11 protein-coding genes are annotated in these 12,157 nt (G+C 72.2%); 7 read left to right on the top strand and 4 right to left on the bottom strand.

Translation table 11 applies throughout. The features are described from left to right. Window positions 1-21: 21 nt before the first annotated feature. A complete protein-coding gene (locus BKA14_RS07450) occupies window positions 22-276 on the top strand; it encodes a hypothetical protein (protein ID WP_184950171.1) in 255 nt (84 codons plus the stop codon). On the opposite strand, the gene BKA14_RS07455 is transcribed toward BKA14_RS07450, so the two are convergent. Beyond that, a complete protein-coding gene (locus BKA14_RS07455) occupies window positions 273-1,433 on the bottom strand; it encodes an alkaline phosphatase PhoX (RefSeq protein ID WP_184950172.1) in 1,161 nt (386 codons plus the stop codon). The genes BKA14_RS07450 and BKA14_RS07455 overlap by 4 nt on opposite strands. A gap of 103 nt (window positions 1,434-1,536) precedes the next feature. On the opposite strand from BKA14_RS07455, the gene BKA14_RS07460 reads away from it, so the two are divergent. Further along, a complete protein-coding gene (locus BKA14_RS07460) occupies window positions 1,537-2,544 on the top strand; it encodes a protein kinase family protein (protein WP_184950173.1) in 1,008 nt (335 codons plus the stop codon). Here the strand turns inward: BKA14_RS07460 and BKA14_RS07465 are convergent, their stop codons facing one another. After that, the gene (locus BKA14_RS07465) at window positions 2,545-3,015 is read right to left on the bottom strand and encodes a septum formation initiator (RefSeq protein WP_184950174.1); all 471 of its coding nucleotides are present in this window, start codon (window positions 3,013-3,015) and stop codon (window positions 2,545-2,547) included. A gap of 104 nt (window positions 3,016-3,119) precedes the next feature. Between BKA14_RS07465 and BKA14_RS07470 the strand changes: the two genes are divergently transcribed. From BKA14_RS07470 to BKA14_RS07490, 5 genes are all read left to right on the top strand, one after another. Next, on the top strand, window positions 3,120-3,800 hold the full coding sequence (locus BKA14_RS07470; RefSeq protein ID WP_184950175.1) for a response regulator transcription factor: 681 nt from the start codon (window positions 3,120-3,122) through the stop codon (window positions 3,798-3,800). After that, window positions 3,797-5,059: a HAMP domain-containing sensor histidine kinase gene (locus tag BKA14_RS07475; protein WP_184950176.1), complete on the top strand. Its 1,263-nt coding sequence runs from the start codon at window positions 3,797-3,799 to the stop codon at window positions 5,057-5,059. The genes BKA14_RS07470 and BKA14_RS07475 overlap by 4 nt, the downstream gene beginning before the upstream one ends. Window positions 5,060-5,135: 76 nt before the next feature. Further along, window positions 5,136-5,837: a PepSY domain-containing protein gene (locus tag BKA14_RS07480; RefSeq protein ID WP_184950177.1), complete on the top strand. Its 702-nt coding sequence runs from the start codon at window positions 5,136-5,138 to the stop codon at window positions 5,835-5,837. Between the two features lie 298 nt (window positions 5,838-6,135). Next, a complete protein-coding gene (locus tag BKA14_RS07485; RefSeq protein WP_184950178.1) occupies window positions 6,136-6,780 on the top strand; it encodes a biliverdin-producing heme oxygenase in 645 nt (214 codons plus the stop codon). Window positions 6,781-6,790: 10 nt separating this feature from the next. Continuing rightward, complete coding sequence (locus tag BKA14_RS07490; RefSeq protein WP_184950179.1) at window positions 6,791-7,519, top strand: hypothetical protein; 729 nt, start codon at window positions 6,791-6,793, stop codon at window positions 7,517-7,519. A gap of 40 nt (window positions 7,520-7,559) precedes the next feature. On the opposite strand, the gene BKA14_RS07495 is transcribed toward BKA14_RS07490, so the two are convergent. Together BKA14_RS07495 and BKA14_RS07500 are read right to left on the bottom strand one after the other, a co-directional pair. After that, on the bottom strand, window positions 7,560-10,442 hold the full coding sequence (locus BKA14_RS07495; RefSeq protein ID WP_184950180.1) for an NACHT domain-containing protein: 2,883 nt from the start codon (window positions 10,440-10,442) through the stop codon (window positions 7,560-7,562). Between the two features lie 24 nt (window positions 10,443-10,466). Then, window positions 10,467-11,861 (bottom strand): FAD-binding oxidoreductase, encoded by a 1,395-nt coding sequence (locus tag BKA14_RS07500; protein WP_184950181.1) that lies wholly within the window; start codon window positions 11,859-11,861, stop codon window positions 10,467-10,469. Window positions 11,862-12,157 lie beyond the last annotated feature (296 nt).

Consider the following 12,157-nt stretch of genomic DNA (forward strand, 5'->3'; position numbering starts at 1 on the left):
TCGACTAGGAGGTCGATCGGGATGAGCACCGAGGACAAGCGCAGGGAGTTCGACGACATCGTCGCCCGCCTGACCACGGACTACCCCACGCTGAGCCGGGCGCCCTGGCCCCGCTGGCCCCGGCCGGTGCTGATCACCGTGCTCGTGGCCGCCGGGGTCGTCTGGGGCTTCCTCTCGGTGGCCATGGTCGCCTGGGGGGTGCGCGGCGTGCTGCTGACCTGCGCGGTCGTCACCGTCGCGGCGGTAGCAGCCGTACTGGACGCTCGAAAATCCTAGCGAAACGGTCCCGTCACGCAGTACGTGATGCCGCCGGAGGACGCTCCGGAGGTGCCGCGCTGTGACGAGAAGTAGAGCCGGTCGCCGGCCGGGGTGAAGGCCGGGCCGGTGATCTCCGATGCGCTCTGCCCGCTGATCCGCAGAAAGACCGACACGGTGGCGGACGACGGCGTGATCAGGCAGATGTCCATGGTGCCGCCGTCCTCGGCCACGTAGAGGTCACCCGACGGCGAACCGGTGACGTTGTCGACCCCGGTCAGCGGAGCCGTGCCCGAAGTGACCAGATTGTCGTCGTAGGCCAGCTCGTACGTGCCGGTCGCGAGGTTGACCTGCCAGACCCGGTTGTCACCCTTGGTCGTGAACCAGACCTTGTTGTCGGCGTAGTGGCAGCCCTCGCCGCCGTTGAACGATTTGGCCCCGGAGACCTGGTAGCGGGTCGCGGTCGGCGAGCCGTCCGGGTCGGGCACGTCGGCCCAGGTGAACGAGCCCGAGGTGGCGGTGCCGGCCCGGAACACCTGCAGCGTGCCGGTGGCCAGGTTGCCCCACGAGGCCGGGATGTAGCGGTAGAACTTGCCGTCGGTCTCGTCCTCGGTCAGATAGACGACCTGCCGTACGGGGTCGGCCGCGGCCGCCTCGTGCTTGAACCGGCCCATCGCCGGGCGCACCACTGCCGCGCCGCCCAGCGGGTACGTCTCCCAGACCCGGCCCAGGCTGACCTCTTCGCACGACAGCCAGGTGTTCCACGGCGTCTTGCCGCCCGCGCAGTTCTGGTTGGTGCCGCCGAGAATCCGCGACGCCCCGGTGACCTGCCCGGCCGCGTTGAAGACGAGCCGCGACGCCCCGCCCCCGGCCGACGAGGACACCTCCGAGTTGGAGACGTAGACCCAGCCGCTGCCGTTGGGGATGACCGCGCCGCCGTCGGGGGCGTCGTGCCACACGTAGGAGGTCCCCGGCACCGTCTGCCGTGAGCGTGCCACCACCTGGCTGGTGAACCCGGCGGGCAGCCGGATGCCGTTGGCGTCGGCCGCCTGCAAGGGCCCGTACGGCCCGGTGGCGTTCTGCGCGGGCGCCGCGTACGCCGCCGGCCAGGCGGTGAACGGCAGCGCGAGTCCACCGGCCCCGGCGACGGTGGCACGCAGCAGAGTGCGACGATCCATGTGACCCTCCCGAAGAGACAACGATGCCGTCAGGGTTTCGGCTGTCGCCGTCCGCCGAGTGAGCAATCAATAGACAATTGTCGAAGTCTTATAGTCGATCGCCATGACGGCGGAGCGTTCACAGCGGCACGCGACGGTTTCGGAGCGGCTGGCCGGCCTCGACGACGCCCAGGTCGTAGCGCTGCTGGGGGCGGGCTCGGCCCCGGCCGCGGGCATCGGCGGCAGCACGACGACGATCCACGTCGGCGAGGTGCCGGTGTTCGTCAAACGGGTGCCGCTGACCGACCTCGAGCGTGCGCATCCCGGTTCCACGGCCAACCTCTTCGGGCTGCCCGCCTTCTACCAGTACGGTATCGGCTCGGCCGGTTTCGGCGTGTGGCGCGAGGTCGCGGCGCACACCATGACGACCGGATGGGTGCTGGACGGGCAGTACGACGGTTTCCCGCTGCTCCATCACTGGCGGGTGCTGCCCCAAACACCGTCCGGGCCCGGTGATCTGGAGAAGTGGGTGCGGCACTGGGACGGCAACGACGCCGTACGGGCTCGGCTCCAGGCGATCGGCAGCGCTTCCGCCTCGATCGTGCTCTTCCTCGAACACATCCCGTACACGGTGGACACCTGGCTCCAGCGCCGGCCCGCGTACGCGATGGTCGACGACGAGGTGCGCCGCGGCACGGAGTTCCTGCGCTCGCAGGGCTTCGTCCACTTCGACGCGCACTTCCGCAACCTGCTCACCGATGGGCACCGTGTCTACTTCGCCGATTTCGGCCTGGCCACGCACACGGGGTTCAGCCACACCGCTGACGAGTCCGCCTTCCTGAACCGGCGCGTCGTCTACGACCGCGCCTACACGGCCATGCACCTGACCACCTGGCTGATCAGCAACCTGCTCGACGTGCCCTGGTGGGACAGCCTGGCTCACCTGCGGGCCCGGACCGGCCGCCTGGCACTGCCGGAACCGGCCGCCGGCATCGTCGAGCGATACACCGAGGTCGCGCTGCTGATGCACGGCTTCGCCCGCGAGGTCGAGCACACGAGCAAGCTGACGCCGTTCCCCGCCGCCGAGCTCGAGCAGGCTCTCAGCCGGTGCGCGCCGCCCCCGGGCACGTGATCAGTCGTCGCCGCCGTGGTTGGCGTGCTCGCGGGCGCTGGGCACCCCGCCCGAGCAGGTGATCCTCAGGTCGACGTGACGTTCGGAGTTCTCGAAACGGACATCGGCCTCGTCGTCCGGGCCCTCGTCGACGTCGCGCACCTCGTAGCCCGGGTCGGGCGACCAGCGCTCCAGGTACGCCAGGTTGCCCCGGCAGCCCGCGAGGGCCACGCCACCCGCGCTGCGGAAACTCGTCAGGGCCGGGGGCCGTGAAGAAGGCGCCGGCGCCGGGGTGGGGGAGGCCGGGGAGGCGGTCGCCGGGGCCGGGGTCGCGGCGGCCAGCGCGCGCGACACGTCCTCCTGGCTCAGCACGCCGCCGTTCGAGCCGGTCAGGCTGTCGCCGACCAGGCGGATACCGCCCAGCCCGGCGACGGTGGCGACCAGAGCGGCGGCCACCCAGCCGGCGCCGGCCACGAGGGAACGAGGAGCCATGGACAGCAACTATGCCCGACCGAGGGCTAACACTGTCTCGTGACCGTGCTAAGAGAGGGTTAAGGGCGCAGGTCACGGCGGCCGGGCCGACTACCCTCGGGGCAATGGCCCGGCTGCTGCTGATCGAGGATGACGCGACCATCCGCACGCCCCTGATGCGTGCCCTCAAGGAGCGCGGCCACGCCGTCGCCTCCGTCGCGACCGCCATGGAGGGCGTGCAGTCCGCGCTCACCGACCGGCCCGACCTGGTCGTGCTCGACCTCGGGCTGCCCGACCTGGACGGGCGCGAGGTGCTGCGGATGCTGCGCGCGGTCAGCCAGGTGCCGGTGATCGTGGCCACCGCCCGCGACGACGAGACCGAGATCGTCCGGGTGCTCGACGCGGGCGCTGACGACTACGTGGTCAAGCCGTTCACCGCGGCGCAGATGGAGTCGCGGATCCGCGCCGTGCTGCGCCGCGGCGCCACCCCGTCAGCCGACCCGGCGATCACCGTGGGTGAGCTGGTGATCGACCCCTCCGCCCGTACGGTGCGGCTGGCCGGTGAATCCGTCGAGCTCACGCCGCGCGAGTTCGACCTGCTGCACCACCTGGCCACGCGGGCCGGGCAGGTGGTGACCAAGCGTGAACTGCTGACCGAGGTCTGGCAGATCCCGTACGGCGGGGCCGACAAGACGGTCGACGTGCACCTGTCGTGGCTGCGCCGCAAACTCGGTGAGAGCGCCACCGCGCCGCGCTACCTGCACACCGTACGGGGAGTCGGGGTTCGACTGGGCGCCCAGCCGTGAGGGGTCAGCTCCGCCTGCTCGTGCTGGCCACGACGAGCCTCATGATGATCGCGTTCCTGGTGCCGCTGGCCTTCCTCGTACGCCAGGTCGCGCAGGACCGGGCGACCGTGCGCGCGACCGCCGACGTGCAGAGCATCATCACCGACGTCGGGCGGGCCGGCCCTGACGAGCTGCGCCTGACCGTGGAGCAGCTGGCCGCCACGTCGCGCCGCCCGATCACCGTCTACCTGAGCAACGGCACCGTGCTCGGCACCCAGCAGGCCGCCACCCCGGCCGTCGAACTGGCCCGGCGGGGCAGCCGCAGCCTCACCGTGTCCGACGGCGGCGCGCGCGAGATCGTGGTGTCGGTGCAGGGCCGCGACGGCACGGCGGTCATCCGTACGGTGGTCTCGGCAGCCGAAGGCAGCACCGGCGTCACCCGCTCCTGGATCGTGCTGTTCGGGCTGGGCGCGCTGCTCGTGGCGCTCGGCATGCTGGTCGCGGACCGGCTGGCCCGGACGATCACCCGCCCGATCACCGACCTGTCGGACGTGTCGCACCGGCTGGCCAACGCCGAACTGACCGCCCGCGCCGCGCCCGAGGGCCCGGCCGAGGTGCGCGAGGTGGCCGGCGCCCTGAACCACCTGGCCGGGCGGATCCAGGAGCTGCTGCGGGCCGAACGGGAACAGGTGGCCGACCTGTCGCACCGGCTGCGCACCCCGCTGACCGCGCTGCGGCTGGAGGCCGAAGGGCTGCGTGACCCCGAGGAGAGCGCCCGCCTCAGCGCGGCCGCGGACGCCCTCGAACGCGCGGTGAGCGGGCTGATCCAGCAGGCCCGGCGCCGCACCGACCCGGAGTCGGCCGAGCCCGCCCGCTGCGACGCGGCCGAGGTGGTGGCCGACCGGGCGGCGTTCTGGGCCGTGCTGGCCGAGGACACCGGGCGCGAGATGACAGTCGACCTGGTGGCCGGGCCGCAGCCGGTGGCGGTCTCGGCCGACGAGCTGGCGGCGGCGGTCGACGCGCTGCTGGGCAACGTCTTCGCCCACACGCCTGACGAGACCCCTTTCTCCGTACGGCTGTCGGCCGTACCGGCGGGGGTCGAGCTCACGATCGCGGACCGGGGGCCCGGCATGCCGGCCGGGGTGGCGCGGCGGGGAGTCAGCGGCGGGGACTCGACCGGGCTGGGGCTCGACATCGCCCGCCGGGCCGCCCGGGGACAGTTCGAGATCCACGGTGACGAGGGCGGATCCGTGGTCACGATGCTCTTAACCCGGCCTTAGGGATCATGCAGCGCGGCGCTATCCATGTTCGCGGCAACCTTCTCCCTGTCAGCTACAACAACCGGGAGGAACCATCATGAAGCGCTCATACGCTGTCGCCGCCGCCGTCGGGGCGGCCGCCGTTCTCGGGGTCACCGGGACGGCCCTGGCCGCGGGTGGGGACGACGCCGGCCCGTCGCCGTCGCCCTCGTCCTCGTCGTCCTCGGTGTCGCCGTCGCCCTCCGAGTCGTCTTCGCCGTTGCCGTTCGAGTCGTCTTCGCCGTTGCCGTTCGAGACGGTCGAGCCCGGCTCGGTCACCCCGGCTCCGCGCGGCAGCGGCAGCCCGTCGGCGACGACAGGCCTGGGCGACGCGGCCGGCCACGCCGCCCACGCCGTCTCGATCACCCAGGCCAGGTCGAAGGCGCTGTCGGTCGTCGGCGGGGGCCGGGTGACCAAGGTGGAGGCCGAGACCGAGCACGGGCGGGCCGTGTGGGAGATCGAGGTCGTCTACAAGGGGGTCGAACACGACCTCGACATCGACCGCAGGACGGGCGCGGTCACCGACCACGACATCGACCGCGACGACCGGGTCCGCGACGACGACCGGGGCCGCGACGACCGCGGCCGCGGCGGGGACGACCGCGGCCACGACGACCGGGTCCGCGGCGGCGACGACCGCGGTGGGGACGACCGGGGGCGCGGCGGGGACGACGACCGCAGCGGGCGGCACGGTGGCGACGACAAGGGCCGGCACGGCGACGACGACCGTGGTGGGCGGCACGGTGGCGACGACGACTGACGGCTTCGTCGGTAGCACATTTCGCTGATCACTGCGCGGTCGTCCACAGTCCGGCGTTGTCCACAGGGGCCGTCCCAAGATCGGCCAAGGGGACGATAATGGGCAGTGGACGGTGGCCCCCGAGGAGGGTGGGCCAGGGGGGCACGGTGATCTTGGGGGTGGTGGCGGCCCGGATGGCTGGGGCGCTGTTCACGCCGGCGCGACGGAAGCGATCTTGCGTTGGAGTCCGCTTTAGGTAAGGCTGACCTAACGCCGCGTGCCGGTGTGCACCGACGCCGTACCCGAAAGGTCGTGTCTCATGACCGAGTTCGCCGCCCGGATCCGCCGCGCCACCATGGCTGAGCATCGCGAGGCCGAGACCCGCAGCTTCATCTCGAGGCTGATGGCGGGCGAGGTCCCGTACGCGGGGTACGCCGTCCTGACCGCCCAATACCTGCACATCTACCGTGAGCTGGAGGCGGCGGCGGCTCGGATGCGCACCGACGAGGTGGCCGCCGGGTTCGCCGACCCGCTGCTCGACCGGGTGCCGTCGCTCGAGGCCGACGTGCAGTTCCTCGGCTCGGCCGACGTGCGCCCGCTCGAGGCGACCCGGCGGTACGTGGCCCGGCTGCGCGAGCAGTGCCACGACTCGGCGGCCCACTTCATCGCCCACCACTACGTGCGCTACCTGGGCGACCTCAGCGGCGGTCTGATGGTCGGCCGGTCCGTCGCCCGCACGTACGGTCTCGGTCCGGGCGGTGTCGCGTTCTACTCCTTCCTCGACATTCCGGACAGCAAGGCGTACAAAGCCGCCTACCGGGAACGTCTCGACTCGCTGCCCGCCGTGCTCGGGCCGGCCGGGCTCGACGCGCTGGTAGCCGAGTCCCAGCTCGCGTTCAAGCTCAACGCCGCGCTGTTCGTCGAGATGGGCCGCCGGTTCGAGGACGTCGCTCCCGCGGCATAGCCTCAAGACCATGGTTTTCCCGTACGCCCCCACGCCCGGAAACGACGGCCCGGCCGGTGACACGTACGCGGTCGCCCTCGTTCGCGCCGGGGACGCCGAGCCGGTCACCGCCGTGCTGCGCCGGCTGCGGTTCACCGGCTGGGCCGGCGCGCCGGAGAGCGGGTGGCTGCCGGTCATCGCCGCGGGCGGCACGGTCGCCGCGGGCCGGCGCGGCATCGTGGAGGTCGGCGCCGAACTGGCGGGCACCGTGCTGGTCGTCCGGGTCCTGCGCGACCGGCAGCTGGCCCTGGTGGCGTGGTCGGACGGCGAGGAGCTGGGCCGCTACGTGAGTGACCCGTCACGCGAGCCCGGCGCCGAGGACGACGTGCTGGACGACCCGCTCGGCGTGCCCCACGCGGCCGCGTTCGCCCAGGTGGCCGGGCGTCCCGACCGTGCCGATGACCTGGCCGGGCTGCTCGGCGACCGGCTCGACCCGGAACTGGTCAACGAGTCGGAGCGGCTGGCCGCGATACTGCGGCTGCTCGACCTGCCGACGTGGCTGGTCGCGGTGGCCACCCTGCCGCGCGACATCCCCACCGGCCCGCGGGCGCGGGAGCTCACGCGGTTCGGTTTCGGGCTTCCCGGCGTACGGGGGAAGGTTCTTGATCGTGCGGCGCGCCCGGTGCGCCGCCGGCGAACCCCGCCACCCGTCATCGCCGACCCGCCGAGCGGTGGCGGCATGGACCCGTGGCTGCTGTGATCGGAAAACCCGCGGCCGCGGCGCAGCGACACGACCCGCCCTAGGTGGCCGTCAGGAAAAGGCGGTCGCCGGGCTTGGTGCCGTTCGACCGGTGATACAGCAGAACCATTCCCCGAGCCGCCGTACGGGCCAGCTCTGCGATGTGGTGCGGTCGCTGTCCCTCTGTCCCGGCGGCGATGACCACGGCGCACCAGAACGCCCGGCTCGTCTCCTCCGCCGTGGGCGCACGCTCGCGCGACAGGGCCGGGGTCATCGCCTCCTGCAACAGATCGGCCAGTACCGCCTGGGCCGGCGCGCCCCTGCTCTTCAGGAAAGAGCGGAGCTCGTCGCAGGCGTCCGGCCAACCCGCCAGATCGACCACGGCCGGGTGGCCGGCCTCGGGCAGACCGGCGCGGATCAGGGCCGCCACCAACGCGGCCGCGTTCTCCGGCTGGGGTGGCGGAAACCGCGACGACTCCGATCCCGGCGGTTCCCCCGCCGGTTCGGGCGCGACGACTGCGGCCACGGCGTCACCGACCTGCACGCTGACGAACCGGTGAAATCCGCCCTGGAACAGCTCGGGAGCGGGGTCGTCAAGAAACCCCCACGTATACGTGTGCGTCTGGTCGAGAACCCCGATCGGCGGGCGGGGCCGGGCCAGCCTGAGGTGACCCCACACGTACGGATGTGCGCGCACCGCGTCCAGCCGTCCGGCTGACGCACCGAGGGCCGATCGGCACGCGGTGGGTAGCCCGGCCACCTGCGCACTCAACCGCTTGACCTGCTCCTGCTGCACCTCGTTCCCGAAGTGCTTGACCAAGCCGAGGGTGTGGATCGGGGTGTCCTTCCGCAGGCCGTCGGCGACGAGATCGTAGGTGTCCAGCGCGCGGCGCAGGCAGATGCCGTACATCCGGGCCAGGTTGCCTTGATCGGCAGGCAGCGCCGCCAGCGCGTCACAGATGCCCATGGCGTGCAGACGGGTGAGCCGGCGCAGCAAGTCGTGCGCCGTGGCGGTGTCGTCGGTGGCGACACTCCAATCCGGGCCACCGACCGTGTTCGACGGAGCTCCGGCGTTCTGGAGCGCGCTCAAGTCGTCGGGGGTGGCGCCCGCGTAGCGGATGACGCCACCCAGCGCGTTGAGCCAGTTCACGAATGCGGCCGCATCGCCCGGCCACAATCCCTCGGCCGGGCGGCCGGGATCGGGCCTGTCCCACCGGCGGTCCGGCCGTGGATGCCCGGTGTCGTCGAGGAACAGCTGGTAGATGCGCTGCGAGACGGGACGGCGACCGACCCGCCGGTCGGCCCCGGCGGGCACCAGCGGGCCCAGTTCGCGATGAGCCAAGGACTGGATGAGCAACCGGCGGTCGGTTGAGCCGGCGTCCCGCGCCAGCAGGTCCGCCACCGCCTGGTCCACCCGCTCGGCCAGCTCGGCCTCCCCGGTGGCGCACTCCAGGGCCAGGCTCAGCGCCGCTCCGCCACCCTGGTCGAGGCAGGCGCGCACGATCGGGTCCGGATCGGTGCCGGCGGCGTACAGGAGCAGGGTTTCCCGCCACCAGTCGTCAGCGACCCGGGCGGCCAGCTCGGCCTCCAGACCGTTGTCCGCGATGTGCCGGGCCGTCAAGTACTCCTGGATGCTGCGGTGCGCGAAGGCGTACGTGTGGCGGCGGGTCTCGATCAGCAGGCCGTTGGCGCCCGCGTCGGTCAGCAGGGCGCGGGCCTGATCGGGCATGTCGTACGACGGTTGTTCGTGCACGCCGGCCTCGGTCATGGCGTAGGCCAGGGCGGCCAGTGCGCGCTCCTTGGCGGCCGGGTCCAGGCCGGAACCCCAGCGTTCTGACAGGGCACGGCGTTGCAGGACGCCCGCGCAGACCTCGGCGTACAGATCGGCCCGGTTGTCGGGAAGAGTGCCACCGGCCCGGTGGGTGAGCACGATCATCGTCAGCAGCAGCGGATTGGTGGCGAACTCGGCCAGCTCGGGCCGGGTGTGCAACCGGGTGATCAGATCCTCCGTGTCGCCGTGCGGCGGCGGCAGGGCACGGTGCAGGTTCTCGACGAAGGCGCGGATCTGCTCGTCGGTCAGGCCCCGCACCTCCAGCGTGGTGGCCGACCGGATCGGTGCGGACGCGTAGTCGTGCGGGCGGGACGTGACGACGAAGTCGTTGCCGGGGTAGTTGCCGATCTGATCGGCGATCCAGTCGCGCACCCGGTCGTCGTCGGCGGGGGAGGGCACCTCGTCGAGCCCGTCGAGCAGCACGACACACCGGCCGCGCTCCAGCTTGCCGCGCAGCCAGTCCTTCGGTTCGCGCGCGGCCAGGTCACCCAGGCCGAGCCGCCAGATCTGCCACAGCGGGGCTCGGGGGTCGGCGACGATGTCGGCCGCGTGCCGGCGAAGTTCCAGCAGCACCGGTACGCGGTCACGGTCGGGCAGGGCGCGAGCCAGGTGCCGCAGGAGCGTGCTCTTGCCGGTGCCGGGCCCACCGACCAGCGCCAGCACAGCGGGTTCCGGTCGCGCCACGAAATCCCAGATGGACTGCCGGTCCGGGCTTTCCGACGTCGTGGGCACGAGACCGGAAGCCACCTCACGGACCGGCCGGCGGGCCACGCTGACATCGACGTAGACCTCGTCCATCCGTACGGGGACCTCGGGCGGACTGACCAGGCCCCGCAGGTCGACCTCGCGGGTGACGGCCGCGACGTAGGCCCGGTAACGCCGCTCGAACAGGAACGCGGGCGTGAAATGGCCGCCCCGTCCCCTCCACCACCAGCCCACCAGCAGGGGCAGCAGAACCAGCGCGATCGCGACCGGTGCGAGTTCACCCTGGACGACGCCCGCGGTGCCGGCCTGGTCGTCGGCCGCATGGATCCGCAGGATGGACGCGACCGTGCCGCCGACGATCACCGCGACGCCGAGCAGGGCTCCCACATCGCGGCGGCCCAGACCCATGGGCCACAGTGTGCCGGATCACCGCTACTTGTCCACGCTGGTGTCCGTCCGGGACGGGATCGCGTTGTCCGCGTTCGTGTCCGTCAAGGCCGGGATCGCGGAGAAGAGCAGGTCCGGGTCGTAGCGTCGCTTGAGGGCCAGCAGGCGTTCGAGGTTGGGGCCGAACGAGTCCCGGGCTCGCGCGTCCTCGTGCGGGCCGAGCAGGTTGGGGTAGCCGCCCGGAAGAGCGAGAGGGGTCAGGGCTGTCTCGACACCGTCGGCCCACGCGCGGTGCCGGTCGGGGGAGTCCTCCGGCAACCACGACGCGATCACCTCGACGGGATGGTGCGGGCGACGCTGGGCGAAAGCGGTGGCGGACGGGTCGACCCGGGACGCGGCGCCGTGGAAGTGGTTGACGATCAGGGTCGAGTACGGGCCCATCTCGCGCGCGGCCGCGACCAGGACATCGGCCGCGCCGGGCTCCACGGCGGCCAGGGAACGGCTGCGCAGCAGATAATGGGCGCCCGGGGTCATGCTGGCGTCGAACATGCGCAACGCACCCCCGTACGGCATCGGCCGGACCTGGTCGACGACCGCGTGACCGAGGGTGCGCAGCCGGGTGATCACCCGATCGCCGGCGGCCAGATCGGAACTGCTCCAGAAGGGACAGAGAAAAGCCAGCGGCCCCTGCGGTCCGGGCAGGAAACCGGTCATCACGGTCAGGTCGTCGCGGGCCTCGGCCACGATCTCGGCGTAACCGTTGAGCACGGCTCGCCCCTCGGACGCCGGGAACATCAAGATGCCGGCGAGCAGGCTCGGCACCTCGTGCAGCCGGAATCGCAGCGCGGTCACCACACCGAAGTTGCCGCCGCCCCCGCGCAAAGCCCACCACAGATCGGCGTCGCCCTCCGGGCCGGCCACCACCGTCGTGCCGTCGGCCAGCACGACCTCCGCGCCGAGCAGGTTGTCCGCGGCCAGCCCGCACCGGCCGATCAGCGCTCCGTACCCGCCCGCCAGTGTCAAACCCGCAAGCCCGACACCGCCCACCACGCCGGTCGCCGCGACCATCCCGTACGGCGTGGCCGCCCCGATCAGATCGTCGGCGATCGCGCCGCCCTGCACGGAGGCCGTCTTCGTAGCGCCGTCGATGGTGACCGCGCGCATGGGCGTCAGATCGAGGACAATGCCGCCCTTGCGCAGGGCCCGGCCGGCCCAGTCGTGACCACCGGCCCGCACGGAGAGCGGAAGCCCGTGATCGCCGGCGATGCGAACCACTCCGCCGACGTCACGCGTGTCGGCACACCGCGCGATCATGGCGGGTCGGGTGGTGACGGCCGGGTTCCACACCTGTCGGGCGGCGGCAAAACCGTCCTGCTCACTGGTGATCAGCCGGTCCTCCAGGAGGGCGCGGAGCGCCTGCTTCGCATCGGCAACACTCATCGTGCCTCCCGAGCCGGGTTGAACGGTTGCCGCGTACGGTAGCGGCCAGTCACGCAAAGCACCGTCATGAACACGACTCGTGACACCTCGCGTTGGCTCGCTTCGTCCGCGCCTTGCGCCCTCCCTTCGCCCTTCGCGGTTGGTATCGCCTTGTGCGGCTGCTCGTGCCTGCTGCGTCCCTGGCCGAGCTCACGCCGTGGCCCGCTCACCGCGTACTGGCCCGGCTTGCGTAACTTGACCCGCTCACCGCCTGTCGGCCTGGCTTGCGTAACTTGACCCGCTCACCGCCTGCGGGC

The organism is Paractinoplanes abujensis (genome assembly GCF_014204895.1).
In the GTDB taxonomy this organism is placed as follows: domain Bacteria; phylum Actinomycetota; class Actinomycetes; order Mycobacteriales; family Micromonosporaceae; genus Actinoplanes; species Actinoplanes abujensis.

Bases quoted from the DNA above. Each gene is read 5' to 3' on its own strand.
- BKA14_RS07450 (WP_184950171.1), top strand. From the start codon at position 22: ATGAGCACCGAGGACAAGCGCAGGGAGTTCGACGACATCGTCGCCCGC.
- BKA14_RS07455 (WP_184950172.1), bottom strand. From the start codon at position 1,433: ATGGATCGTCGCACTCTGCTGCGTGCCACCGTCGCCGGGGCCGGTGGA.
- BKA14_RS07460 (WP_184950173.1), top strand. From the start codon at position 1,537: ATGACGGCGGAGCGTTCACAGCGGCACGCGACGGTTTCGGAGCGGCTG.
- BKA14_RS07465 (WP_184950174.1), bottom strand. From the start codon at position 3,015: ATGGCTCCTCGTTCCCTCGTGGCCGGCGCCGGCTGGGTGGCCGCCGCT.
- BKA14_RS07470 (WP_184950175.1), top strand. From the start codon at position 3,120: ATGGCCCGGCTGCTGCTGATCGAGGATGACGCGACCATCCGCACGCCC.
- BKA14_RS07480 (WP_184950177.1), top strand. From the start codon at position 5,136: ATGAAGCGCTCATACGCTGTCGCCGCCGCCGTCGGGGCGGCCGCCGTT.
- BKA14_RS07485 (WP_184950178.1), top strand. From the start codon at position 6,136: ATGACCGAGTTCGCCGCCCGGATCCGCCGCGCCACCATGGCTGAGCAT.
- BKA14_RS07490 (WP_184950179.1), top strand. From the start codon at position 6,791: ATGGTTTTCCCGTACGCCCCCACGCCCGGAAACGACGGCCCGGCCGGT.
- BKA14_RS07495 (WP_184950180.1), bottom strand. From the start codon at position 10,442: ATGGGTCTGGGCCGCCGCGATGTGGGAGCCCTGCTCGGCGTCGCGGTG.
- BKA14_RS07500 (WP_184950181.1), bottom strand. From the start codon at position 11,861: ATGAGTGTTGCCGATGCGAAGCAGGCGCTCCGCGCCCTCCTGGAGGAC.